A 26,470-nucleotide genomic window follows, 5' to 3' on the forward strand; every position below is an offset into this window, starting at 1 on the left:
CTGTATTTTTTTTCAAGAAATGTAAAGAAGTCATTGCGCTCACCGGGGTGTGGGCAGGGCGAGCTGCTGTTCGATGGCACGCACCAGGCCCTTGTTGTCCGGCCCGGTCAGGCTGGAGTAGTTGTCCACCAGCTTGCCGTCGCGCCCCAGCAGGTATTTGTGGAAGTTCCAGCGGGGCGCCGTGCCCGACAGCTGCGCCAGTTGCTGGTACAGCGGCGAGGCCTCCGGGCCCTTCACGCTGCTTTTGGCAAACATGGGAAATTTCACCCCGAAGGTGTTTTCGCAGAAGTCGGCGATTTCCTTGTTGCTGCCTTTTTCCTGGGCAAAGTCGTTGGACGGGAAGCCCAGCACCACCAGCCCCTTGTCCTTGTAGCGGGCATACAGCTCTTCCAGCCCCTTGTACTGGCCGGTAAAGCCACAGAAGCTGGCCGTGTTGACCACCAGAACCACTTTTCCGCTGTACTGGCAAAGCGACTGCGGCTTTTCGTCCTGCAGGCGCGGAAAGGTGTGCTGCAGCGTGGCCGGGCACGCTGCAGGCGCATCGGCCGCTTGGGCGGCGGGCGCCAGCAGCAGCCAGGCCGCCAGCGCGGTGGCTGTCGAGAGGAGTCTTGTCAGGCGGTTCATAGGACTTTGGGCAGTGAGTACGGCCAATTTAACCATTTCATCATTTTTTGTCCACATGAGTTTTTATTTGTACTGAATGGTTTACGTGGTGCGAACGCATTTGGATTCAGATTTCGGAAGTAACGGGGTGAGGGGGCCCAAAACGGCCGTGCAGCCCAAACGGCGCCGGCCGATCACCCGGCAGGGAAAAGGGGCGAGCGCGGCGTCAGACCCGGTGCCAGGCACCAGGAGCCAGGCATGAGGCGACGCTCAATGCTGAAAACAGGGGGGTTGTCCGCCGCAGACAGCGGCGGCACGCAGAACCGGGGGGCTCGCAGCGCCCTCCCAGGCGTCAGACCATCTGCAGCAGGCGGTCCAACGACAGGTTGACCCGCACGTCCTTGAAAGCCACCACACCGGTGACCTTCCAGGGCGGCATGCCCGTATCGCGGGGAATGGGCTCGCCCGTGGCCATGCCGTCGCGGTTGGTCACCACGGCCACGCGAGGGGTGGTGGCGGTGGTGCCCCGGCGGATGACCACGCCCACTTCACGGCTGGCCAGGCGCACAAAGGCACCGGGGGGATAGACGCCCAGGGTCTTGACGAGGGCGGCGCCGGCCTCGTCCACCTGGTGCTCTTCGTCGTAGTAGCTGGCCTGCATGGCGGCAGTGACAGGCATGGGCAGCCGCGCGGCGCGGGGGGCCAGGCGGGCACCAAAAATGTCGGCGCGCTGCAGCAGGCGGGCCATTTGCTGGGCTTCGGTCTTTTTGGCCAGGGGCCCGGGCGTGCGGTGGTGGTGGCAGCGCACGGCCTCCAGCCACACCGGGTCGGCCACGCCCAGATGGCGCAGCAGCGCCTCGGACCGCGCCGCGTGGTCTTCCACGGCGGCAATCTGGGTCGCGGTGAGGGGCTGGGTCTGCAGCACCAACTGGTCCTGCAGCTCGGTCATGGCGATGTTCATGCTCAGCGCTGCGTGCCCCAATTGCTGCACCCGGCCGCTGGGCCAGCGCAGCATCTCGCGGGCCACCACCATGCACACGCAGCTGACCAGCATGGAATGCGTGGCGCTGTACATGCGCGTTTCCTGCGCCGAGAGATAGATCAGTGCCAGCAGCGTGGCGTCGGGCGTCTGCTCGCAATGGCGCACCAGCTCGTCGTGCAGCGCCTGAAACCGCCCGCCAAAGTCGCTGGGCGATGGGGCGCGCAGCAGCTGCGTGGCGCGCAACTGCAGCTCGGGCCAGTCGGGCAGGGTTTTGCCCGCACGCGCAGCGGCCGCTGCGGCGGCCTGCTCGCCGGCCGTCATCTTCATGGCGGCGATCTCGCCCAGGTTGGTGTCGGCGATCAGCATGCGCTGCAGCTGCGCCAGGTAGGCGCGGTGGCTGCCGCCGGATTCGTCGGTGTCCACGCACAGCTCGCGCCCGCGTTCGACCAGCTTGGCCAGTTCGTCGCGGGTGCGGATCACATAGCCCTTTTGCGCCAGCAACACGCCATCGGCCCCCCGCAGCACAAAAGGCAGGGGATGGCCCAGCTGGATGGATTCGATGTTGAGGCTGACGAGGTTCATGGTGCGCGTTGCATTATCCGACGGCTACCTCCCGCCAAAGCCCGCGCGACCCCCGTGATTGCCCTGCTTTTTGGGCTCACGCCGGGGGGCGGCGCCAAGACTCGGCGTCAGGGGGCGGAGGGAGGTGCTGGTTGCGCCGTGGCTGCGGCTGTGGGGGCCGCCGGTGCGCCCGGGGCATGGCGCCCCCCGCGCAGGCGGCGGGCCAGCCGGCCGAACCCTTGCCCCAGGTCGTCCACCCCAGTAAACACCGCCGGAATCACCAGGAGGCTCAGCAGCGTGGAGGTGATGAGCCCGCCAATTACCGCCACCGCCATGGGCGAGCGAAAGCTCGCGTCCGCAGCACCCAGGCCGATGGCGATGGGCAGCATGCCTGCACCCATGGCCAGCGTGGTCATGATGATGGGCCGTGCGCGCTTGTGGCAGGCGTCGATCAGCGCCTCAAAGCGCGTCATGCCATGCTCGCGCCGCGCCAGAATCGCGTACTCCACCAGCAGGATGGAGTTCTTGGTGGCAATGCCCATGAGCATGATCAGCCCGATGAGCGAGGGCATGGAGAAGCTCTTTTGCGCTATCAGCAGCCCCACAAACGCGCCACCCAGCGACAGCGGCAGCGCCGCCAGGATGGTCACCGGGTGCAGGAAATCCTTGAACAGCAGCACCAGCACGATGTAGATGCACAGCACGCCGGTGAGCATGGCCAGGCCGAAGCTGGCAAACAGCTCGCCCATCATCTCGGCGTCGCCAATCGTGATCTGGCGCACGCCGGCTGGCAGGTTCTGGATGGAGGGCAGCGCTTCCACCGCCTTGGTCACGTCGCCCAGCGGCTGGCCCGAGAGTTCGATCTCGAAGTTCACGTTGCGCGCGCGGTCGTAGCGGTCCACCACGGCCGGGCCGCCGCTGAACTCCAGCGTGGCCACCTGGCCCAGCATCACCGGGCCCTTGGCGCCGGGCACCGGCAGGCGTTCCAGCAGCGACAGGTCCTTGCGCGCATCGTCCTGCAGCTTGACGACGATGGGCACCTGGCGCGCGGCCAGGTTGAGCTTGGGCAGCGACACGTCGTAGTCGCCCACGGTGGCAATGCGCAGCGTTTCGGCAATCGCACTGCTGGTCACGCCCAGGTCGGCGGCGCGCGCAAAGTCGGGGCGCACGGCAATTTCGGAGCGCACGAGGCTGGCGGTGGACGAGATGCTGCCCAGGCCGGGGATGGTGCGCAGGTCTTTCTCGACCGCCAATGCGGCCGTGGTCAGCGCCTGCGGGTCGTCGCCCGTGAGCACCAGCACGTACTTCTCGCCCGAGCCGCCCAGGCCCACCTTGCTGCGCACGCCAGGCAGCGTCTCCAGCGCGGCGCGGATCTGGTTCTCGATGCCCTGCTTGCGCGGACGGTCGCCGCGCTCGGACAGCAAGATGGTCAGCGTGGCCTTGCGCGTTTCGGTGCTGGCGCCTCCCATGAAAGGATCAGTGCCGGCCGATCCGCCGCCGATGGTGGTGTACACACTTTGCACATGCTCCACCTTGGCGATGCGCTGACGCGCGTCTTCGGCCACGGCACGCGTCTGCGCCAGCGTGGCGCCGGGTGGCAGCTCCAGGTACACCTGGGTCTGCGAGTTGTCGTCCGGCGGGATGAAGCCCGTAGGCAGCAGCGGGATCAGCGCCAGCGAGCCGATGAAAAAGGCCGCCGTGGCAATGAAGGTCATCCACCGGTGCTTGATGCACCACGCGGCCCAGCGCAGGTACACCGTCATCCAGCGCGGGTCCTTGTGGTCGCCCACGATGGGCTTGAGGATGTAGGCCGCCATCATGGGCGTGAGCAGGCGCGCCACCACCAGGCTGGCAAACACCGCGAGCGACGCCGTCCAGCCAAACTGCTTGAAGAACTTGCCCGCAATGCCGCTCATGAACGCCGTGGGCAGAAACACCGCGATCAGCGTGAAAGTGGTGGCGATCACGGCCAGGCCGATCTCGTCGGCCGCCTCCATGGCCGCCTGGTAGGGCGTCTTGCCCATGCGCAGGTGGCGCACGATGTTCTCCACCTCCACGATCGCGTCGTCCACCAGGATGCCCACCACCAGCGACAGCGCCAGCAGCGTGATCACGTTGATCGAGAAGCCCAGCCAGTACATGCCGATGAACGCCGGGATCACCGACAGCGGCAGCGCCACGGCCGACACGAAGGTGGCGCGCCAGTCGCGCAGGAAGAGCCACACCACCAGCACGGCCAGCAGCGCGCCTTCGTACAGCAGGTGCATGGAGCCATCGTATTCCTCCTGCACGGGCTGCACGAAGTTGAAGGCCTCGGTGATTTCCAGGTCCGGGTGCTGCGCGCGCATCTCCTGGAGGGCCGCCTGCACGGCAGCGCCCACTTCCACTTCGCTCGCGCCCTTGCTGCGTGCGACCTCGAAGCCCACCACCGGCTTGCCGTTGAGCAGGGCCAGCGCGCGGGGCTCGGCGATGGTGTCTGTCACCGTGGCCACCTGGTCCAGCCGCACGTGGCGGCCGTCCGACAGTGCCAGCGTCAGGCCCGCCAGCTCCTGCGCCGACTGCACGGTGGCCAGTGTGCGCACCGGCTGCTCGCTGCCGCCCAGGTCGGTGCGGCCGCCAGCACTCTCCGTCTGCACCAGCCGCAGCTGGCGTGACACATCGGCCGCCGTGGCGCCCAGGGACTGCAGCTTGACCGGGTCGAGTGCCACATGCACCTCGCGCTGCACACCGCCCACGCGGTTGACGGCGCCCACGCCGCGCACGGTGAGCAGCTTCTTGGCCACGGCATCGTCCACAAACCAGGACAGCGCCTCATCGTCCATGCGGGCCGACGCGATGGTGAAGGCCAACACGGGCTGCGCGGCCAGGTCCATCTTGGTGACGATGGGGTCGCGCACGTCACCCGGCAGGTCGCCGCGCACACGGGCCACGGCGGAGCGCACGTCGTCCAGCGCCTCCTGCGTGGGCTTCTCCAGCCGGAACTCGGCGGTGATGGTGGCGCCGCCGTCCTGCACCTTGGTGTAGATGTGCTTGAGGCCCTGCAGCGTGGCGATGCTGTTCTCGATCTTGCGCGCCACGTCGTTCTCCAGCTGCGCGGGCGAGGCGCCCGGCAGCGCCACGGTCACGGAGATCGTGGGCAGGTCGATGTCGGGAAAGTTCTGCACCTTCATGGCGTTGAAGGACAGCAGGCCGCCGAAGGTCAGCAGCACAAACAGCATCAGCGCCGGTATGGGGTTCTTGATGGACCAGGTGGACACATTCATGTGGAATGCTCCTTAATTGATAGCTGTTTGCGCATGATTCACTAGCGCTACAGGCACTTTTTGCATGAAATGCTGGCTGGAGGACTGCTTGCCAGCCGCTGGCGCCGCCGCAGGGGCCGCCACGCGCACCAGGTCGCCATCGTTCAAAAAGCCCGCACCGCGCACGGCGACGGAGGCTCCAGCATCCAGGCCCGACAGCACCTCGACCCGGTCGGCCACGCGGCGGCCGGTCTGGACCTTGCGCATCTGCACGCGCTGGTCTCCGCCCACCACAAACACGTACGAGAACCCGTCGCGCACCACCAGCGCCTCTTGTGGCACGGTGAGTGCGTCGCTGCTGCCCAGTGCAAACTCGCCCCGCGCAAACATCCCGGCACGGAAGTCGGTGTTGGCGGGCAGGTCCACATAGACCAGCGCATTGCGCGTTTGCGGGTCCACCGTGGGCGCGACCATGCGCACGGTGCCCTCGGCCACGGCGCCGCTGGCGGCGGTGACACTGACCTTGGCCCCAGGCTGGATGCGTCGCAGCTCGGTGGACGTGACCTCGGCGCGCCACTCCAGGCGGCCCTTGCGCACCATGCGGAACAGCTCCGTGCCTGCCCCCACCACCGCGCCCACGGTGGCCGTGCGGGCCGAGATCACGCCGCTGTCAGGCGCCACCACCTGCGTGTATTTGAGGCGCAGCTGCTGCGCGTTCAGCGCGGCCTTGGCCGCTTCCACGCGGGCCTGGACGGTTTGCTCAGCCGTCGTGAACTGCTGGATCTGCTGCTGGCTGAGTGCGCCCGTGGCTTGCAACGAGCGGGCGCGGTCGGCATTGGCGGAGGCCTCGGCCGCATTGGCCTGGGCTTCGAGCAGGCTGGCGCGGCTCTGGGCCACATCGGCCAGCACCGTGTCGGCCGAGAAGGTGGCCAGCACCTGCCCGGCCTTGACCACATCGCCCACGTTCACACGCACCTCGGTCAGGCGCAGGCCGTTGCTCTCGGCCCCAATGCTCGCCTCTTGCCACGCGGCGATGTTGCCGTTGGCCGCCAGGCGCAACGGCACCTGCATGCGCTGTGGCTGTGCCGTGCTGACGGTGAGCGCAGGCCGGGGCTGGCCCGCCTTGGGTTCATCGGCGGCACGCGATGCGCCCGAGAAAACCAGCGCACCGCCCGTGGCCAGCACGCAGGCGGCGATCACGGCGAGGGCGGTGGGGGAAAACTTGAAGGAGAAAGAGGAGTGTTGCATGTGCATCTGTCCTGGGGAGTTCATATCAGCTGTGCATGGTGTTGGGCGTGGCCCACTGCGCTCGAAACTGGCGATGCGCAGACGAGGGCAGCCCAGCAAGGGCCGCCCCGCAGCGAGGGCTGCGTCCCCCTGCCAGGATTGCGCAGCAATGCGAGAGCGGGGGCTGAGCGCCGCGGCTCCGAGCCTGCCTGCGCAGGCTTGGACGGCGGTGAAGAGCGGCCGCCTCCGGCGGACGCACCGAGGCGCAAAGCGCCTCAGGGGGGTGTCTCATAGCTTCCATCCACCACCGGCGGCGCGGTACAGCGCAATCCAGGCGGTCTGGCGTTCGTGCTGCAGCGCGACCAGCGCGTTCTCGGCGGCCAGTGCTGTGCGCCGGGCATCTTCCAGCTCCACCAGACTGGCCAGGCCACCACGCCAGCGCGCCTCGGTCGCGTCGAACGACGCGCGGTAGCCCTCGGCGGCCGTGCGTGCACTGGCACTGCGCTCGGCCGTGCTTTGCAGGCGCACCAGGGCTTGCTCGACCTCGCTCACAGCCTGGCGCACCTTGGCGCGGTACTGCGACGCGGCCTCGTCGTAGCGGGCCTGCGCCGCATCGGTCTGCGCGGCGCGGCGGCCGCCGTCAAAGATCGGCACGCTGAGCGCCAGCGGGCCGATGGTCCAGGTGTTCAGGTCGGTGGTCACGCCCCCCGTGCGCACCTGGGCTGCACCCACACTGCCGCTGAGGGTCAGACGTGGGTAGCGCTGGGCCTGGGCGCTGGCGACGTCCTCACTGGCGGCAGCCACTTCGCGCTCGGCGTTGTACACGTCGGGGCGCTGGGTCAGCACCTGGGCGGGCAGTGCGTCAATGGTGAACAAAGCGTCCGGGGCCGCAGCCACCGGCTGGGCCAGCCGGGTGCGCAGCGTGGGTTCTTCCCAACCGGTGAGCGCCACCAGGGCCTTGACCTCCACATCGCATTGCATGCGTTGCTGTGAGGCGCGGGCCTGGGCCTCGGCGGCGCTGGCGCGTGCCAGTGCGGCCGTGGCGGGCGCAGTAAAGCCCGCACGTTCGCTGAGTTGGGACAGGCGGGACGTTTCGCTACGGGACTGCGCATCGCGCTCGGCCACCTGTTGCTGGGCCAGGCAGGTGCGGATGCTGCTGGTCTGCTGTGCCACCTCGGCTGCCACGCTCACGCGCGCCTCGTGCCACAGGGCCTGCGCGCCGGCCAGCCGCTCATCGGCAGCGGTTTTGGCGGCGCGGTTGGCGCCAAACAGGTCCAGCTCCCAGCTGGCCTGCAGCCCTGCCTGCGAGGTGGTCGCCACGCGCGCCAGCTGGTCATTGAAGCCCCGGCTGGCGCTGGCCTGTGCGTCGAGCGAAGGCAGCAACGCCGCCCGGCTGCCCACCTGCGTGGCGCGGGCCTGCGCAATGCGCGACTGGGCCTGCGCGATGCCCGGGCTCACGGCCTGGGCGGCGTCGATCAGCTCGACCAGCAGCGGGTCTTGCAGCTGGGTCCACCAGTGGGCCATGCCCGTGAGGGAGCCCTGGTGCGGCAAGGGTGCGTTCCAGGCCGCAGGTGCGGGTGCCGATACCTGCGCAGGTGGTGCGGTGGTGGAGCAGGCCACCAGTGGCAGGACCAGCGCCAGCCACAAGGGTTTGTGTGAGATCAGTCGCATGTGCAAGTCACTCTGGGGTACGGGGAGAGGAGTTTTTTTTGGCGGGGGCGGCCGCGCGGGCCGCAGCGCGGCGCTGGCGTTCCCCGTCCACCATGAACTGGGCAAAGTCCACCAGCCGGGATGTGGTGGCGGCCAGCCCCCGTGGCGTGGCGGTGAGTCCGGGGCGCACGGCCTGCACCACGTCGCGGCCCACGTAGTACTGCAGCGCCAGGGCGGTGATGGCCATGGCCAGGCGGTGCACATCGTCATCGTCAGTTTTCAGGCCGAACTCCTTGCACAGTAGGCCGACGAGCGCGGCGTGGGCAGGCTTGATCTCGCACTCCAGCTCCTGCTGCCACAGCCCGGTGGGGTCCAGCATTTCGCGAAAGTGCAGGCGCATGCACAGCTCGACCAGGTCGCCTTCGTGCAGGGGTTGCATGAAGCTCTGGATCAGCAGCTCGATGAACGCAGGCAAGGTGTCCGGCCAGGCATCCACAGCGATGGGGCTGCCCATGGGCTCGGTGAACGCTGCGCAGTACAGCCCGTTCTTGTCGCCAAAGTAGTAGCTGATGGAGGCCGGGTTGACACCCGCCGCCTGGGCAATGTCGCGGATGGACGCCTTGGCAAAGCCGTTTTCGGCAAAGAGGCGCAAGGCGGCGTGTAGCAGCCGCGCGCGCGCCTGTGCGCCTTCCGTGGGCGGTGGGGGGGGCATGGAAGGCCGGGCTGGCTTGGGGGCTGAATCTGGCATGGAGCCGGATTACAGCACTATTTAATCAAACGATTGATTAAATTTTTGTTTCAAAAAATATCGTGGGTGTTTCGGCCGTGTTTTTGCCAGGGATGACCTGTTGAATGCAGCGAGGGACGGGCAGATGGGATGGAGGTTTTGCACCGTTCCAATATATGGCGGGGAGGGGGAAGGCGACCCCTCCAGAAGTCGGCCATCCCTTGCGCAGTGCGCCCGGCCGATCAGGCCGATGGGGCTGCGGAGCCGAAGACCGCCGACCACAGCGCCAGCACGGCATCGCGCTCGGCCTGCAGTGCGGGTGGCGTGACCTGGGTGGGCGCCTCGTCCAGCCGCGCCACGTGCTGTACACGGCGCAGTTCGCGGTAGGCGTCGGCGGCTGCGTGGCCCACGCCTGGGGGCAGCAGGCCCACTTGCTCGGCCCGCTGCAGCAGTGCAATGTTGCCCAGGTTGCCACGCAATTCAGGGTGGGCGGCAGACTGCGAGAGCACTAGGTACTGCACGGCAAATTCGGCGTCCACCATGCCCCCCGGGCTGTGCTTCACGTCGAAGCGACCGGCGGGCGTGGGGTGGGCTGAGCGCACCCGCTCGCGCATGGTCACGATTTCGTCTTTCAACGCCAGCGGGTCGCGGGCAGAGGTGATGACGGCCTCGCGCACAGCGTCAAAGCGCTCGCGCAAGGCCTCGCTGCCCATCACGAACCGCGCACGTGTCATGGCCTGGTGTTCCCAGGTCCAGGCGGTATTGCTGCCGCGTTGCTGCTGGTAGTTGGCGTAGGCCTCGAAGCTCGTCACCAGCAGGCCCGAGTTGCCATTGGGCCGCAGGGCCGTGTCGATCTCGTACAGGTCGCCCTCGCCGGTCTTGACGGTGAGCCAGTTGATGAGCTTGCGCACAAAGGCCGCGTACACCTCGGGGGCGCGTTCGTCGTCGTCGTCAAATACAAAGACGATGTCCAGGTCGCTGCCGTAGCCCAGCTCCTTCCCGCCCAGCTTGCCGTAGCCAATGATGGCGAACTGGGGCTCGTCGCGGTGGCGGTTCTTGAGGCGGCTCCAGCACCACTGGCTGGTGATGCGCAGCACGCTGTCGGCCAGCGCGCTCAGGTCGTCGGCCACCTGCTCGACGGTGATGCGGCGCTCCACATCGCGCGCCAGGGTGCGGAAGGTTTCGGCATGTTGCGCACGGCGCAGCAGGTTGAGCAGGGTTTCGTCGTCGTCCTCGCCGGTAGAGCGCAGCGACGCCAGGCGCATGCCCAGCTCGCGTTCAAAGTCGGCCACCACAAAACGTTCGGACAACAGTGCATCGCCCACCAGCTCGTCGATCACACCGGGGTGCTGCAGCAGGTACCGTGCGGGCCATTTGGCCGCGCCCAGCAGGTGCAGCAGCTGTTCGTGCACCGACGGCCGCTCCAGCAGCAGCGCCAGATAGCTTTCGCGCCGCAGCAGCGGCTCCAGCCAGTTGGCCAGGCGCACGGTGGCCTCTTCGGTGACGCGTCCTTCCTTGAGCCACTGGGCCGTGCGCTGCACCAGGCGGAACAGGCGGGCCCGCGCCTCGTCACGGAGTCCGGCCACGCGTGGGTGGTTGCGCCACTCGGCCACACGTTCGCGAAAGCCCGGTGGCAGTTGCTCCAGCAGGCCTTCCAGCTCTGGAGGCGGTGGTGCCGCCGCCCGGGGGCCACCACAGCCACCGCCACTGCATTGTTTTTTGCCGTTGCCACCCAGCAGGGTGTCGAACTCCTGGGCCACCAGCTCGCGATGTGCGTCCAGCTCGTGCAGGAAGGCGCAGCAGTCCTTGTAGCCCAGGGTGCTGGCGATCCAGGCCAGGTCGTCGTCGCGGGTGGGCAGCACGTGGGTCTGCTGGTCGTCCAGGTATTGGATGCGGTGCTCCACCCGGCGCAGGAATACATAGGCCCGGGCCAGCGCGTCGGCGGTTTCCTGCGGCATCAGGCCCGCATGGGCCAGGCGCTGCAGCGCATCCAGCGTGGGGCGGCGGCGCAGCTCGGGGAACTGCCCGCCGCGCACCACCTGCAGCAGCTGCACGGTGAATTCGATCTCGCGGATGCCACCGCGCGAGAGCTTGACGTCGTTGGCACGCTCGGGGTGCCCGGCGCTGCGTTTGGACGCATGGTCCCGGATCTGGCTGTGCAGCGAGCGCAACGCATCGAACACGCTGTAGTCCAGGTAACGGCGAAACACAAACGGCAGCACCACGCCGCGCAGCGCCTGCACCTCGGGGCGGCCGATGCACTCGCGGGGGGCCACCACGCGGCTTTTGAGCCAGGCAAAACGCTCCCATTCGCGGCCCTGCACCTGCAGGTATTCCTCCAGCGCGGCCAGGGACACCGATGCGGGGCCCGAGTTGCCGTTGGGCCGCAGGGCCAGGTCCACCCGGAAGACGAAGCCATGCTCGGTGGTGTCGCCCACCAGGCTGTAGATGGCCTTGACGGCGCGCGCAAAGTATTCGTGGTTGGAGATGCGCCCACGGCCATCGGGCATGCCGGCAGTTTCCCCATCGTGCTCATACACATAGATGAGGTCGATGTCGCTCGAGACATTGAGCTCGCGGGCGCCCAGTTTGCCCATGCCGATGATCCACAGCTGCACGGGCCGGCCCTGTGGGCCGCACGGGGCACCATGGCGTTCGTCCAGCTCGCGGCGGGCCTGCTGGCAGGCGCGGTCCAGGGCCAGCTCGGCCAGTTCGGTCACGGCCCGGGTGATGTCGGCCAGCGGTGTCTGCGCTTCGCAGTCCAGCTGGATCAGTCGTTCCATGACCAGCTGGCGCAGCACCCGCAGCGCGGTGCCCGTGTCGCAGCCGCGCGCGCACAGAGCGTCGTAGGCCTGCTCCATGGTCGCAAGCACCGGAACACCGGGTGGCAGCAGCGGCAGGTCGTTGGCGTAGCGGCGGTGCAGGCGCTGGTAGAAGCGGGAATGCTCGGCCAGAGGTCCCTCGGGCAGGGGCTGATGGCAGCGGGGGTCAGACAGAGAAGGATGCATGGCAGCCACAGCCGGATGTTGGACGGGAAGCGGGGTGCTGGTCTGCGGGCCCGACGGCATACAAAAGCTCACTGGGCACTCGGGACACGAGTGAACCCACGCCAGGGCTGCGGGTCATAATTCCTGCCACTTTCCATCTCACCATGATCGATCCCACCTCGCACCCCTCACGCCTGCTGAAAATAGTCGCAGGTTTTGCACGGTGGTCGCTGGGCTTGTTGCTCGCCTTCTGGCTGTTGCTGACCATCGCATGGGGGGCTCTTCATGGCTGGATTGTGCCGCGAATCGGTGATTTCCGCCCACAGTTGCAGGCGCAGGCCGCACGGGTATTGGGGGTTCCCGTGCAGATCGGCGCCATCGTGGCCCGCACCGAGGGGCTGATCCCGTCCATCGAGCTGTCTGATGTCGCGCTGCTGGATGCCTCGGGCCGCACTGCGTTGCGCCTGCCCCGGGTGGTGGTGGCGCTGTCACCCCGTTCGTTGCTGCAGTGGGGGTTCGAGCAGCTTTACATCGAAGGCCCCGACCTGGATGTGCGCCGGGCGAGTGACGGACGCATCTATGTGGCGGGGCTGGAGTTTGCCCAGAACCAGGGCGACAGCAGCGCTGCGGCCGACTGGTTGTTCTCGCAGGGCGAGGTCTACATCAAGGACGGCACGGTGCGCTGGACCGATGAGCAGCGCGGCGCTCCCGAGCTGGCGCTGGAAAAGGTGGATCTGGTTTTGCGCAACGGCAACTGGCGCCACAACCTCCGGGTGGATGCCACGCCGCCGCCGGAATGGGGGGACCGTTTCAGCCTGGTCGGCTTGTTTCGCGCGCCGCTGCTGCGCGCCCGCGATGGCAACTGGAAGCACTGGAACGGTCAGGTGTTTGCGCACTTCACGCGGGTCGATGTGTCGCATCTGCGGCACCACGCCGATGTGGGCATCGAGGTGGCGCAGGGCCGGGGCGCGCTGCGGGCCTGGGCCGATGTGCGCAGCGGCCAGGTGGTGGGGGGCACGGCCGACCTGGCGCTGGCCGATGTGAACACCACGCTGGCCGCCGATCTGCGCCCGCTGGTTCTTCCTTCCATCCAGGGCCGGCTGGGGGGGCGGAGGTTCACCGGCGGCTTTGAGTTCTCGACGCAGGCGCTGCAGTTCCAGACCGATGACGGTCTGACCTGGCCCGGCGGCAACTTGCGGCTGGTGCACACCGATGCCAACGGCAAGGCCCCGGCGCAAGGCGAGTTGCGGGCTGACCGGCTGGACCTGGCGGCCCTGGCGCAGGTGGCCAGCCGCCTGCCGCTGGGGACGGTCGCCCACGACGCCTTGCGCTCTTACACGCCCCAAGGGCTGGTGGAAGAGATCCAGGCCACCTGGAAGGGACCTCTGGATGCGTTGCAGCAGTACCAGGTCAAGGGGCGTATCCAGGGGCTGGCACTGGCGGGTGCCACGGATGGCTCGGCCCCCGCCCACCTGGGTCTGCGTGGCGCCAATGTGGACATCGACATGAACCAGGCAGGGGGCAAGGCGGCACTGACCATGGCGTCAGGTGCGCTGGTGCTGCCAGGGGTGTTCGAGGAACCCGTCCTGCCGCTGGACCGGCTCAGTGCCGACGTGCGCTGGCAGCTGGATGGCAGCCGTATTGCCGTGCAGGCCAATGATGTGCAGTTCGCCAACGCCGATGCGCAGGGCGATGCCCGTGCCACCTGGCACACCAGCGACGCATCCAAGGCGCCCCACCGGTCGCGCTTTCCGGGGGTGCTGGACCTCACCGGCACGCTGCACCGTGCCGACGGCATCCGGGTGCACCGCTACCTGCCCCTGTCCATTCCTGCCGATTCGCGTCACTATGTGCGCGACGCGGTGGTCGCCGGCAGCGCCAGCAATGTGCAGTTCCGCGTCAAGGGCGATCTGCACGACCTGCCCTTCAACGATCCCAAGCAGGGCGAATTCCGCATTGCGGCGCGCGTCAAGGACGTGACCTATGCCTACGTTCCTACTGCGCTGCAGCTTGCGGGCACCCTGCCCTGGCCTGCGTTGACTGACCTCGGCGGCGAGCTGATTTTTGAGCGTTCGTCCATGCAGGTGCGCGGCGCCAGCGGCGGCTTTGCAGGCAGCAAGGGCCTGCGGCTGTCCAAGGTCGATGCCCGCATTCCAGACCTGGCGCAGACCGTGGTGGGCGTGAGCGCCGATGCACGCGGCCCGCTGGCAGAGCTGCTCACGCTCATGACCACATCACCGCTGGGCCGTATGACGGGCAATGCGCTGGAGCAGGCCAGCGGCACGGGCAATGCCGACTTCCAGTTGCGACTGAGCCTGCCCATCAGCGATATCAACAAATCCAAGGTGCAGGGCAGCGTCACGTTGGCTGGCAATGAGCTGCGCATCACCCCCGACACCCCGGCGCTCACCCGCGTTCGGGGCGCCGTGCAGTTCAGCGAGACCGGGTTTTCACTGTCCAATGTGCAGGCCCAGGCGCTGGGCGGCCCCGTGCGGCTGGAAGGCGGCATGCGTGCGCTGGCGGCCAATGCCCCGGCCACCGAGTCGGCGGTGCAGATCCGTGCGCAGGGCACCGCCACGGCCGAAGGCCTGCAGCAAACCCCGCAGCTGGGCATGTTGTCGCAACTGGCGCGGCGTGCCACCGGCAGCGCACCTTACGCGCTGGCCCTGTCGTTTCGCCGCGGGGTGCCCGAGCTGCAGGTCAACACCAGCCTGCAGGGCCTGGCCTTGGCCTTGCCGCCCCCGCTGGGCAAGACGGCGGACAGCAGCCTGCCCCTGCGCTTTGACAACCAGGTGGCGCGTGAATCACTGGTGGGGTTGGCGAACAACAACGGCAACGGGAGCAACGCCCCCCCGCTGCGAGACCAGATCGTGCTGGACTTGGGGCCGCTTGGATCGGCCACCTATGTGCGCGACCTGAGCGGCGCCCAGCCGCGCGTGCTGCGCGGCGCCATCGGTGTGGGCCTGAGCAACGGCGAGTCCGCCCCGATGCCTGCGCAAGGCGTGGCTGCCAACATCAACCAGGGCAAGCTGGATGTGGACGCCTGGGACGAGGTGCTCACCCGGGCCACTGCCGCCGAGCCCGCCCCCCGGGGTGCCGCAGTGGCGACCACGCCTGCCGGGCAGGCCGTGGCACAGGACTATCTGCCCACCACCCTGGCGCTGCGCGCGCGCGAGCTCACGTTGCAAGGCCGCACGCTGCACAACGTGGTGGCAGGTGCGCTGCGCGACGGCTCCACCTGGCGTGCCAACCTCGATGCCACCGAACTCAATGGCTACCTGGAGTACCGCCAGCCCGGATCGCCCGACTTCAGCAACGGCCGTTTGTTTGCCCGGCTGTCGCGTGTGAACATGCCGCAAAGCGACGTGACCCAGGTCGAAGAACTGCTCAACGAGCAACCGGGCAACCTGCCTGCGCTGGACATCGTCGTGGAGGATTTCGAGCTGCGTGGCAAGCGGCTGGGACGGGTGGAGATGGAGGCCCAGAACCGGGGCGGCGAGGGGGTGCAGCGCGAGTGGCGCCTGTCCAAGTTCAATATCACGGCGCCCGAAGCAGCTTTCACTGCCAACGGCAACTGGGCGGTGCTCAATGCGGCCTCTGCAGGCCCCCGTTCGACCGAGCGGCGCACCGTGCTCAGCTTCAAGCTCGATATCCGCGACTCGGGCGATCTGCTGGCCCGCCTGGGCATGGCCAACGTGGTGCGGCGCGGCAAGGGCCGCATGGAAGGGCAGGTGGGCTGGATTGGCGCTCCCTTCAGCCCCGATTACCGCAGCATGACCGGGCAGATCAACCTGAATGTCGAATCCGGCCAGTTTCTGAAGGCTGATCCTGGTCTGGCCAAGCTGCTGGGCGTGCTCAGTCTGCAATCATTGCCGCGCCGCTTGACACTGGATTTTCGCGATGTGTTCAGTGAAGGTTTTGCGTTTGATTTTGTGCGCGGTGATGTACGCATCGAGCGCGGTGTGGCCACCACCAACAACCTGCAGATGAAGGGCGTCAATGCGGCCGTACTGATGGAAGGCAGCGCCAACATCGACCAGGAGACGCAGGACCTGCGTGTGGTGGTGGTGCCAGAGATCAACGCCATGACGGCGTCGCTTGTGGCCACGGCCATCAACCCGGTGATTGGCCTGGGCAGCTTTTTGGCACAGGTGTTTTTGCGCGGTCCGCTCATCGAGGCTGCCACGCAGGAATTCCGCATCGACGGCACCTGGGCCGACCCGCGGGTGGTGCGCGTGGCCCGCCGCGGGCGCGAATCGAGCCCTGCCACCGAGGCGACGCCCCGGGCCAACCCACCCCCCAAGACTGGAGAACCTTCATGAAAGTCGCCGCCATCCAGATGGTGTCTGGCATCGCGCTGGACGATAACCTGCGCGTTGCGCGCCAGCTGCTGGAACAGGCTGCGCAGGGCGGCGCTGAGTTGGCGGTGCTGCCGGAGTATTTTTGCCTGATGGGGCACAAGGACACTGACAAGCTCGCCTTGCGCGAGACCGCTGGTTCCGGCGTGATCCAGCAGTTTCTGGCCGATATCGCGCGCGCGCTTGAGATGTGGATCGTGGGCGGCACGCTGCCGATGGCCACGGGTACGCCGGACCGTGTGCGCAACACGACGCTGGTCTTCGACCCGACGGGTGCCTGTGTGGCGCGCTACGACAAGATCCATCTCTTTCGCTTCAGCAACGGCGCTGAACAGTACGACGAAGGCCGTGTCATCGACGCCGGTGACACCCCGGTGCAGTTTGATCTGCAAGCGCGCAGCGGTCAGCGCTGGCGGGTGGGGTTGTCCGTGTGTTACGACCTGCGCTTTCCGGAGTTGTACCGCGCGCATGCCCGCGCGAGTGCGGACCTGCTGCTGGTGCCGAGCGCCTTCACGCACACCACGGGTCAGGCGCACTGGGAAGTGTTGCTGCGTGCCCGCGCGGTGGAAAACCTGGCCTATGTGCTGGCCCCTGCTCAAGGCGGTGTGCACGCCAACGGCCGCCATACCTGGGGCCACAGCATGCTGGTGGACCCCTGGGGCAGCATCATCGCGCAGCGCGATCAAGGCGCTGGCGTGGTAGCCGGCGAGCTGGACGCGCAGCGCCTGAGTGCCGTGCGCGCTCAGCTGCCCGCATTGACCCACCGCGTGCTGTGAAGCCAACGCCCGTTAAACGCACCCTGCTGCAGCGCTGGCGCGGAGCCTGGCGTCGCTGGTCGTTATGGACGGCGCTGGTACTGCTCGTGGTGTCCATGCTTGCCACCATGGTGTGGCTTGCCGGGCGCTATGAAGCCAGCCAGGTGCAGACCCGTCTGGAGCGGGACACAGCCGATGCAGTCTCGGACATCCGCACCGCGCTGACGCACAACCTGCAAAGCCTGCAGGCACTTCCCAGCGACAACCCGAGCCATCTGGCCTGGGAGGTCGAGGCGTCTGACCTGCTGCGTAACCGGCGCGAGCTCGTGCGCATTGAGCTGCGCGATGCGAATCTGCGCATGCGCACCCACGTGCAGTCGCCCTACCGCCCGGTGGCCTGGGACATGCGGCTGCGCGACAGTGGCCAGTCGGACCTCACCATCGCCTGTGCCAACGCGCGTCGCCTGGGGGGGCCAGCGTATTCCAGCAGCTACTTTCAGCCCCATGGTGACGGCCTGGGCTCGGAGATGATGGAGCTGTGTGTTCCGTTGTCTGCCAGCGGACGCACCATGGGGTATCTGGTCGCGACGTATGCGCTGCAGGACATCCTGGCCAATCTGGTGGGGCACAACCTCACGCGCAGCCAGGAAGCCTCCTTCACAGAGGCCGACGGCACCCGGCTGGCGGTGCTGGGAGCGGCGCGACGGGGGTCGCGCATGTTCTCGGCGCAGCATCTGCTGGACTTGCCAGGCAGTACATTGGTGCTGCGCATGGACAGCTGGCACAGTGCACCCAGCCTGTTCCCCAATGTGTTGACGGCCCTGGTCACGGCCATGTCGATTGCGCTGGTGACGGTGATGGTGGTGCTGGTGCGCGACAACCGCCGCCGCCTGCGCGCCGAGCGTGACCTGGCCGATGCGCTGGCCTTTCGCAAGGCGATGGAGGACTCGCTGGTGACCGGGCTTCGCGCGCGCGACCTGGAGGGGCGCATCACCTACGTCAACCCGGCCTTCTGCGAGATGGTGGGCTTCAGCCCGCAGGAGCTGCTGGGCCTGAGCATGTCGGCACCCTATTGGCCCCCCGAGCGTGTGGAGGAATACCGCCAGCGCCAGGCCATCCGTTTTGCCGGCACCATGCCGCCGCGCGAGGGGTTTGAGTCCGAGTTCATGCGCAAGGACGGCACGCGGTTTCCCGTGCTGATCATCGAGGCCCCGCTCATCAATGCCCAAGGCCAACACACCGGCTGGATGAGCGCGTTCCTGGACATCAGCGAACAGCGCCGGGTCGAGGAGCTGTCCCGCGCCTCGCAGGAGCGGCTGCAGGCCACTGCGCGGCTGGCCACGGTGGGCGAGATGGCTTCGTTGCTCAGCCATGAACTCAACCAGCCGCTGGCCGCCATCTCCAGCTACGCCAATGGTTCCATCAACCTGCTGGAACATGCCGCTCCCGCCAGTGCGTCTGTACCCGAGCCCGACGCGCTGGAGGATGTGCGCATGGCCATGCGCCAGATTGCCCGCCAGGCCGAGCGAGCGGGCCGAGTGATCAAAAGTGTTCACGACTTCGTCCGGCGCCGCGACCAAGCCCGTGAGGCAGTGCATGCGCAGCAATTGCTCGATGCCATCCTGCCGCTGGTGAGCCTGCAGGCCCGCAAACTGGGCGTGCGCGTCAACACATCGGTGGAGCAGGGCCTGGCGCCCGCGCTGTGTGACCGTACGATGGTGGAGCAGGTGTTGCTGAACCTGGCGCGCAATGCCATGCAGGCGATGGATGATCCCGGCGTGCGCAATCGCGTGCTGGATATCCGGGTGCGGCGTGCTGCCTCCAACCCGCATAACGGCTGGATTGAATTTGCTGTGACCGATGTGGGAACCGGGATTCCCCCCGAGGTCGCAGAAAAACTGTTCACCCCGTTTTTCACCACCCGCCCGGAGGGCATGGGCTTGGGGTTGAGCATGTGCCGCACCGTCATCGAACAACACGGCGGTTTTCTCGGATTTGCGCCGAATGAGCCCCGTGGTACGGTATTCACCTTCACGCTGCCCGTTAACAATGGACCCACCCCCTGAGGCAGTTACGGCGGCCAGCGATGGGGCTTTGGTGCTTTCATCGTCTGCGCGTGACTGACATTGCAATGGACAACTGAACTGATCTATGGAGCCCATCACCAACGCCACCGTGTACATCGTGGACGATGACGCCAGCGTGCGCGAGGCGCTGGCCTGGCTGCTGCGCTCGCGCAGGCTGCCCAGCGAGTCCTTTGATTCGGCCGAAGCCTTCGATGCCATGCTGCAAAAGCGGCCCCCCCAACGCCAGCCCTGTTGCCTGCTGCTGGATGTGCGTATGCCTGGCATGAGCGGGCTGGCACTGTTTGACGTGTTGGCCGCGCGGGGCGACCTGGCCACCATGCCGGTGATCTTTCTCACTGGCCATGCGGACGTGCCCACCGCCGTGGACACCGTCAAGCGGGGCGCCTTTGATTTTTGCGAGAAGCCGTTTTCCGACAACGCGCTGGTGGACCGCATCGAGCAGGCACTCGCCCAATCGGCCGAGCGGCTGGCCCAGGTGCGCGAACGCAGTGACTTGCAGGTGCGGCTGAGCGAACTGACCGAGCGGGAGCGTGATGTGATGGACCTGGTGGTGGCCGGTCTTCCCAACAAGCTCATCGCTGACCAGCTCGACATCAGCGTGCGCACGGTCGAGGTTCACCGCTCACGGGTGTTCGACAAGATGCAGGTCAAGTCCGCTGTGGAGTTGGCCAACCTGCTGCGCACGGGTAACTGAGCCCACCTCCTGGCGGGGAGTTCGCAGTCCGGGCGATCAGCCCCGTGGTCGTTCGCCCACAAAAATCTCGACCCGCCGGTTGCGCGCACGGCCCTCGGCGGTGTCGTTGGTAGCGATGGGGTAACGCTCGCCCATGCCTTCGATCACGATGCGGCGGCCATCCACACCGCGCGCTGTCAGGTAGCTGCGGGTGCTTGCGGCGCGGTCCATCGACAGGGGGTTGTTGGTGGCATCGCTGCCTGTGCTGTCGGTGTGCCCCACGATACGTACGTCCGTGTTCGGGTTGTTGCGCAGGCCTGCGGCAAACTGGTCCAGGACCGGCGCGAAGTTGGGCTGGATGTCCGAGCGGCCCACGGCAAACGAGATGTCGCTGGGGATATTGAGCTTGAGCTGGTTGTCAGCCGTCTGGGTCACGGCGATGCCGGTGCCCTGGGTGGCCTGTTCCATCTCGCGTTTTTGGCGCTCCATGTTCTGCGACCAGATGTAGGTGCCGAGTGCCCCGACACCGGCGCCCACCACGGCGCCGGTCCCGGCGCTGCCGCCGGTGGCGGATCCGATGACCGCGCCTGCCAGCGCCCCAATGCCCGCTCCGGTGGCAGTGCGGCGCTGGGTGTCGTCCATGCTGGCGCATCCGGTGACCAGAACGATGGCGGCGGCAGCCCCGAGAATTTGAATGTGTGTGCGCATGTGTGTGCTCCTGGAAAATCGGTGGCGCTGGGTGGGCGGGCCTTGCACCCGCCGCGCTGTCGGAGCGTTATCGCGTCCCGTGCAGTGGCATCACCCAGCTCACGCCATCGTGGGGCCCGCGATGAAGCTGTGCCATCGGCGCGCTGGCCCATCGGTTGTAGGACAGGGCCGTCCCTGGGGCGCAACTCACTGCCCGTTCAAGGCGCTGGCGGATGCTTGTCGCTGTCGGCGGGCGGTGGGGACTTCAGTTCCCCTCCCTTGCGGCCCGAGAACATGGTCCACCACACGATAGCCACCAGTACCACCAGCGCCAGCAGCGCTTCAAGCAAAATCAGCCCCATGAAATTGACACTCCTGCGCGTTGCGTTAACCGCGCTGATTGTAGGAACGCTGGCCGCCTGCTCCACGCCCCCTGCCCCAGTCCCCGCACGCCCTGGGGGCACTCCTGCGCCGCTGCCGCCCAGTGCGGTGGTGCTGCCGGGCGACACCGGCCCGCTGCCATCGCCCATGGCGCAGCCCAAAAGCCGCTGGATTCCCGTGCGCTGGGCCGAGCTGCCGGGTTTTACCGAAGACGCGCTGCACGAAGCCTGGAACGCGTGGATCAAGAGCTGCGAGCGGCCCCAGCCGCCCTTCACTGCGCTGTGCAGCGAGGTCCGGCAGCTGAGCATTGCCACGGCCGATGAGCAGCGCGCCTGGCTCATCGCACGCTTGCAGCCCTACCGCGTCGAGGCCACTGACGGCAACGCCGATGGTCTGCTGACGGCCTACTACGAACCCATGATGGACGCGGCACGGCAGCCCGGCAATGGCTTCACGGTGCCTATCTATCGGGTACCCGCCAGCCTGGGGGCGCGCAAGCCCTGGTACACCCGCCAGCAGATTGACACCCTGCCGGAGGCCCAGGCCGCGCTCGCGGGTCGGGCCATTGCGTGGCTGCGTGATCCCATCGAGTCCATGGTGCTGCACATCCAGGGGTCGGGCCGTCTGCGCATCACCGAGCCCGATGGCTCGGTCTCGCTGGTGCGGGTAGCCTACGCAGGCACCAATGACCAGCCCTACCAGAGCGTGGGCCGCTGGCTGCTGGACCAGGGCCTGACGCGCGATGCGTCCTGGCCGGGCATCCGAGCCTGGGTGGCCGCGAACCCCCAGCGCACCAATGAGCTGCTGTGGAGCAACCCTCGCTATGTGTTCTTCCGCGAAGAGCCTTTGAGCCCGCTGGACGCCGGGTTTGGCCCGCGTGGTGCGCAGGGCGTGCCCTTGACGCCGGGCCGATCGATTGCGGTGGACCGGCAGAGCATTCCCTACGGCACACCCGTGTGGCTGGCTTCGTCCGGCCCGCAGGTGCAGCTCAACCGCCTGGTGCTCGCACAGGACACAGGCAGCGCCATCCTCGGTGCAGTGCGTGCGGACTATTTCACGGGTTGGGGGCCAGAGGCGGGTGACATCGCGGGCCGGCTCAAGCAGAACTTGCGCCTTTGGGCGCTGTGGCCGCGCTGAGGCGCTCATGAAATGAGGCGTGGCCCCAATCTGCCCTGCCTTTTGGAGCTGGCAGAGCCAGGGCGGCGCGCCTTCAAGCCCGTGTGCGTGTGAGGTGTGTCAGCGGCAGCGCCCCGCTGGCCTTCACCTCACCCAGCGAGAAGCTGGTGTGCATGTCTTTCACATTGGGCAGGTTCAGCAGCACGTCGCGCGCAAACTGCGAGAAGCTGTCCAGATCCCGTGCCACCACCTGCAGCTCGAAGGTGCCGGTGCCGCTGATGTAGTGGCACGACACCACTTCCGGAATCTGTCGGATGGCTTCCTCCATCTTGCGCGTGAGGTTGCCCGTGCTGCGGTCTGCATCCAGCCGCACGAAGGCCAGTACCCCGAGGCCGATCTTGTGCCGGTCGATCTCTGCGCGGTAGCCCTTGATGAAGCCTTGCTCCTCCAGCGCCCGCACGCGGCGCCAGCAGGGTGCGGCCGACAGGCCCACCCGCTGGGCCAGCTCGGCATTTGTCAGTCGGGCGTCAGCCTGCAGCTCGTTGAGGATGGCGATATCGAATTTGTCGAGAGTGTTCACAAAGTGGCAGAAAAGAGAAAGATCCTTTCTCAGAATAGCCTAAACACGGCACAGAACGCAAAGACATATCAGCGGCGCAGACATACACTTACCTGCACATTAGTGCCGTGGCCCTAAACGGGCCGCAGGTGCTGCCCCAGCGTGCCCACAAGGCGCGGACCCCACAAAAGCCATTGGAGACATAGCCATGAACGCCCCCCTGCCCGAGTCCATCCGCAAAGCGCTAGAGACGGTCACTTTGGATGACAAATACACCTTGGGCGAGGGCCGCGCCTTCATGAGCGGCGTGCAGGCCCTCGTGCGCCTGCCCATGCTGCAGCGCCAGCGCGATGCGGCGGCGGGGCTCAATACAGCGGGCTTCATCAGTGGCTACCGGGGCTCGCCCCTGGGCACGTACGACCAGGCGCTGTGGGCCGCCAAGAAGCACCTGGCGGCCAACAACATCGTCTTTCAGCCCGGCGTGAACGAAGAACTGGGCGCCACGGCCGTGTGGGGCACGCAGCAACTCGACCTGTACCCGCAAAGCAAAAAGTTCGATGGCGTCTTCGGCATCTGGTACGGCAAGGGCCCGGGCGTGGACCGCTGCTCGGACGTGTTCAAGCACGCCAACATGGCGGGCACCGCCAAGCACGGCGGCGTGATCGCGATTGCGGGCGACGACCACATCAGCAAGAGCAGCACGGCCGCGCACCAGAGCGACCACATCTTCAAGGCCTGCGGCACGCCGGTGTTCTTCCCGAGCAGCGTGCAAGAAATTCTGGACATGGGCCTGCACGCCTTTGCCATGAGTCGTTTTTCGGGCGTGTGGTCGGGCATGAAGACCATTCAGGAGGTGGTGGAGTCGTCCAGCAGCATCAACATCGACCCGGACCGCGTGAAGATCGTGATGCCCGAGGACTTCGTGATGCCGCCCGGCGGCCTGCACATCCGCTGGCCTGATGCGCCGTTGGAGCAGGAGGCGCGCCTCATGGACTACAAGTGGTACGCGGCCCTGGCGTACATCCGCGCCAACAAGCTCAACTACAACGTCATCGAAGGCAAACAGGACCGCTTCGGCATCATCGCCAGCGGCAAGGCCTACAACGACACGCGCCAGGCGCTGGTGGACCTGGGCCTGGACGACGACACCTGCCGCAGCCTGGGCATCCGCGTACACAAGGTCAACGTGGTGTGGCCGCTCGAAGCCACCATCACGCGTGACTTTGCCCAGGGCCTGCAAGAGATTCTGGTGGTGGAGGAAAAGCGCCAGGTCATCGAATACCAGCTCAAGGAGGAGCTGTACAACTGGCGCCCCGATGTGCGTCCCAACGTGCTGGGCAAGTTCGACGAGCCCGAGGGCGACGCCACCGGCGGCGAATGGAGCATGCCCAACCCCAGCCAGAACTGGCTGCTGCGCGCCAAGGCCGACCTCACGCCCGCCATCATCGCCAAGGCAATTGCCAAGCGCCTCAAGAAGCTGGGGGTGCCCTCTGACATCGTGGCCCGCATGGAGGCGCGCCTGGCCATCATCGAGGCCAGCGAACGCGCCATGACGGAGTTGAAGGTGGACACGGGCGAACGCGCTCCGTGGTTCTGCAGCGGCTGCCCGCACAACACCAGCACCCGCGTGCCCGAAGGCTCCCGCGCCGTCGCCGGCATTGGCTGCCACTACATGGTCAACTGGATGCCCGACCGCCGCACCAGCACCTTCACGCAAATGGGCGGCGAGGGCGTGACCTGGGTCGGTCAGCAGCCCTTCACCACTGACGCGCACATCTTCGCCAACCTGGGCGACGGCACCTACTTCCACAGCGGCCTGCTGGCCATTCGCCAGAGCATTGCGGCGGGTGTGAACATCACCTACAAGGTGCTCTACAACGACGCCGTGGCCATGACCGGCGGCCAGCAGGTGGGCGAGCGGCCCGAGGGCCACTCGGTGCTGCAGATCATGAACAGCCTCAAGGCCGAAGGTGTGGCAAAGCTCGTGATCGTGACCGACGAGCCGCACAAATACGACGGTGTGGCCCTGGCCGATGGCGTGACGGTGCACCACCGCGACGAGCTGGACACCATCCAGCGCCAGTTCCGTGAGATCAAGGGCTGCACGGCCATCATTTACGACCAGACCTGCGCCACCGAAAAGCGCCGCCGTCGCAAGCGCGGCAAGCTGGCCACCCCTGACAAGACCGTGGTCATCAACGACCTGGTGTGCGAGGGCTGCGGCGACTGCTCGACGAAGTCGAACTGCCTGAGCGTGGAGCCCGTGGAGACCGAGTTCGGCCGCAAGCGCCGGATCAACCAGAGCACGTGCAACAAGGACTACTCCTGCGTCAACGGCTTCTGCCCGAGCTTTGTGACGGTGGAAGGTGGCCAGCTCAAGAAGCCCAAGAAGGAGAAGAAGGGCGACCTGTCGGCGCTGCCCTTCATTCCTGAGCCCGTGCTACCCGTGGCTGAAAGCGCCTGGGGTATTGTGGTGGGCGGCGTGGGCGGCACGGGCGTGATCACCATCGGCTCGCTGCTGGGCATGGCCGCGCACCTCGATGGCAAAGGCGTGATCACGCAGGACGCCGGGGGCCTGGCGCAAAAGGGCGGCGCTACCTGGAGCCACATCCAGATCGCCAATCGCCCCGACGCCATCTACACCACCAAGGTTGATACCGCCAAGGCCGACCTGGTGATCGGCTGCGACTCCATCGTGGCCGCGCACAAGTACACCCTGGCTGTCATGCAGCCCGGCCGCACCTTTGTAGCGCTCAACACCCACAGCACGCCTACGGCGGCGTTTGTGAACAACCCGGACTGGCAGTTCCCTGGTGGCAACTGCGACGCCGCCATTGCCACCGCCGTGGGCGCGGCAGGTGTGGGCAGCTTTGACGCCGAGCAAGTGGCCACCCAGCTGCTGGGCGACAGCATCTACACCAACCCGCTGATGCTGGGCTACGCCTGGCAAAAGGGCCGCGTGCCACTCACCTACGCATCGCTGATGCGCGCCATGGAATTGAACGGCGTGCAGGTGGACAACAACAAGGCAGCGTTTGAATGGGGCCGCCGCTGCGCGCACGACCTGGCGGCTGTGCAGGCGCTGTTCCAGGCCGCGCAAGTGATCCAGTTCGTCAAGAAGCCGTCGCTGGCCGAGATGGTGGCCAAGCGCGTGGAGTTCCTGACGGGTTATCAGAACGCCGCTTACGCTTCCGAGTACCAGGCCTTCGTCGAGAAAGTGAAGGCGGCGGAAGCAAAACTGGGCAGCGGCACCCGCCTGTCTGAGGCGGTGGCCCGCTACCTGTTCAAGCTCATGGCCTACAAGGACGAGTACGAAGTGGCGCGCCTGCACACCGACAAGGCCTTCACGGACAAGATCGCGAACATGTTCGAAGGCGATTACAAGCTGGTGCACCACCTGGCACCACCCCTGACCGCCAAGAAGAACGACAAGGGCGAGCTGGTGAAGCAGCCGTTTGGCCCTTGGATGCGCAGCGCCTTCGGCCTGCTGGCCAAGATGAAAGGCCTGCGCGGCACGGCACTGGACATCTTCGGCAAGACCGAGGAGCGCCGCATGGAGCGTGCACTGATCGTCGAATACCGCGCCTGCGTCGACGAGCTGCTGGCCCGCCTGAACGCTGACAACCTGGCCTTGGCGGTGGAAATTGCCCGCATTCCCGAAGAGATCCGTGGTTACGGCCACGTGAAGGAACGGCACCTGAAGGCGGCGCGTCCCAAGTGGGACGGCCTGATGGCCCAGTGGCGCACGGGCGCCCCGGTCCAGCGTCAGGTCGCCTGATAGGTCCTTCTGCCGTCAGTGTCTCCCACAAAGCCCGCCTCTGTGCGGGCTTTTGCTATTAATAGTGTAGCTATCGAGGCATGAATCCCTAGCGCAT

At 67.0% G+C, this 26,470-nt stretch carries 16 protein-coding genes; 6 read left to right on the forward strand and 10 right to left on the reverse strand.

Going from position 1 to position 26,470, the window contains the following annotated elements:
• Window positions 1-39 precede the first annotated feature (39 nt).
• The 7 genes from CLU87_RS21825 to glnE form a co-directional block, all read right to left on the reverse strand.
• A complete protein-coding gene (locus tag CLU87_RS21825; protein ID WP_056742863.1) occupies window positions 40-624 on the reverse strand; it encodes a glutathione peroxidase in 585 nt (194 codons plus the stop codon).
• A gap of 331 nt (window positions 625-955) precedes the next feature.
• Window positions 956-2,167 carry an HD-GYP domain-containing protein gene (locus CLU87_RS21830; protein WP_056067843.1) on the reverse strand — a complete coding sequence of 404 codons (1,212 nt, stop codon included), beginning with the start codon at window positions 2,165-2,167 and terminating at the stop codon, window positions 956-958.
• Between the two features lie 107 nt (window positions 2,168-2,274).
• A complete protein-coding gene (locus CLU87_RS21835) occupies window positions 2,275-5,409 on the reverse strand; it encodes an efflux RND transporter permease subunit (protein WP_099731788.1) in 3,135 nt (1,044 codons plus the stop codon).
• A 12-nt stretch (window positions 5,410-5,421) separates the two neighbouring features.
• On the reverse strand, window positions 5,422-6,636 hold the full coding sequence (locus CLU87_RS21840) for an efflux RND transporter periplasmic adaptor subunit (RefSeq protein ID WP_099732306.1): 1,215 nt from the start codon (window positions 6,634-6,636) through the stop codon (window positions 5,422-5,424).
• A 267-nt stretch (window positions 6,637-6,903) separates the two neighbouring features.
• On the reverse strand, window positions 6,904-8,286 hold the full coding sequence (locus tag CLU87_RS21845) for an efflux transporter outer membrane subunit (protein WP_099731789.1): 1,383 nt from the start codon (window positions 8,284-8,286) through the stop codon (window positions 6,904-6,906).
• Between the two features lie 7 nt (window positions 8,287-8,293).
• Window positions 8,294-8,977, reverse strand: a complete 684-nt coding sequence (locus tag CLU87_RS21850; RefSeq protein ID WP_099731790.1) for a CerR family C-terminal domain-containing protein — start codon at window positions 8,975-8,977, stop codon at window positions 8,294-8,296.
• Between the two features lie 257 nt (window positions 8,978-9,234).
• The gene (gene glnE, locus CLU87_RS21855; protein WP_099732307.1) at window positions 9,235-12,000 is read right to left on the reverse strand and encodes a bifunctional [glutamate--ammonia ligase]-adenylyl-L-tyrosine phosphorylase/[glutamate--ammonia-ligase] adenylyltransferase; all 2,766 of its coding nucleotides are present in this window, start codon (window positions 11,998-12,000) and stop codon (window positions 9,235-9,237) included.
• Window positions 12,001-12,143: 143 nt separating this feature from the next.
• Between glnE and CLU87_RS21860 the strand changes: the two genes are divergently transcribed.
• The 4 genes from CLU87_RS21860 to CLU87_RS21875 all read left to right on the forward strand — a co-directional run bounded on the left by CLU87_RS21860 (window position 12,144) and on the right by CLU87_RS21875 (window position 19,873).
• A complete protein-coding gene (locus CLU87_RS21860) occupies window positions 12,144-16,301 on the forward strand; it encodes a YhdP family protein (RefSeq protein ID WP_099731791.1) in 4,158 nt (1,385 codons plus the stop codon).
• Entirely contained in the window at window positions 16,298-17,113 is an 816-nt protein-coding gene (locus CLU87_RS21865; protein WP_099731792.1) for a carbon-nitrogen hydrolase family protein, read from the forward strand. Before CLU87_RS21860 ends, CLU87_RS21865 begins: the two co-directional genes overlap by 4 nt.
• 95 nt (window positions 17,114-17,208) lie before the next feature.
• Complete coding sequence (locus CLU87_RS21870) at window positions 17,209-19,158, forward strand: nitrogen regulation protein NR(II) (protein WP_233193888.1); 1,950 nt, start codon at window positions 17,209-17,211, stop codon at window positions 19,156-19,158.
• A gap of 85 nt (window positions 19,159-19,243) precedes the next feature.
• Complete coding sequence (locus CLU87_RS21875) at window positions 19,244-19,873, forward strand: response regulator transcription factor (RefSeq protein ID WP_056067854.1); 630 nt, start codon at window positions 19,244-19,246, stop codon at window positions 19,871-19,873.
• Window positions 19,874-19,909: 36 nt separating this feature from the next.
• Here the strand turns inward: CLU87_RS21875 and CLU87_RS21880 are convergent, their stop codons facing one another.
• On the reverse strand, window positions 19,910-20,560 hold the full coding sequence (locus tag CLU87_RS21880; RefSeq protein WP_056067856.1) for an OmpA family protein: 651 nt from the start codon (window positions 20,558-20,560) through the stop codon (window positions 19,910-19,912).
• Window positions 20,561-20,757: 197 nt separating this feature from the next.
• A complete protein-coding gene (locus CLU87_RS23385) occupies window positions 20,758-20,901 on the reverse strand; it encodes a hypothetical protein (RefSeq protein ID WP_165836524.1) in 144 nt (47 codons plus the stop codon).
• Between CLU87_RS23385 and CLU87_RS21885 the strand changes: the two genes are divergently transcribed.
• A complete protein-coding gene (locus CLU87_RS21885; RefSeq protein WP_099732309.1) occupies window positions 20,834-22,057 on the forward strand; it encodes a murein transglycosylase A in 1,224 nt (407 codons plus the stop codon). The two genes, CLU87_RS23385 and CLU87_RS21885, sit on opposite strands and share 68 nt — an antisense overlap.
• 73 nt (window positions 22,058-22,130) lie before the next feature.
• Here the strand turns inward: CLU87_RS21885 and CLU87_RS21890 are convergent, their stop codons facing one another.
• Window positions 22,131-22,616 carry an Lrp/AsnC family transcriptional regulator gene (locus CLU87_RS21890; RefSeq protein ID WP_056067858.1) on the reverse strand — a complete coding sequence of 162 codons (486 nt, stop codon included), beginning with the start codon at window positions 22,614-22,616 and terminating at the stop codon, window positions 22,131-22,133.
• A 187-nt stretch (window positions 22,617-22,803) separates the two neighbouring features.
• Between CLU87_RS21890 and CLU87_RS21895 the strand changes: the two genes are divergently transcribed.
• Window positions 22,804-26,373 (forward strand): indolepyruvate ferredoxin oxidoreductase family protein, encoded by a 3,570-nt coding sequence (locus CLU87_RS21895; RefSeq protein ID WP_099731793.1) that lies wholly within the window; start codon window positions 22,804-22,806, stop codon window positions 26,371-26,373.
• Window positions 26,374-26,470: the final 97 nt, after the last annotated feature.

The organism is Acidovorax sp. 59 (genome assembly GCF_002754175.1).
GTDB classification, from domain to species: Bacteria; Pseudomonadota; Gammaproteobacteria; order Burkholderiales; family Burkholderiaceae_C; genus Acidovorax; species Acidovorax delafieldii.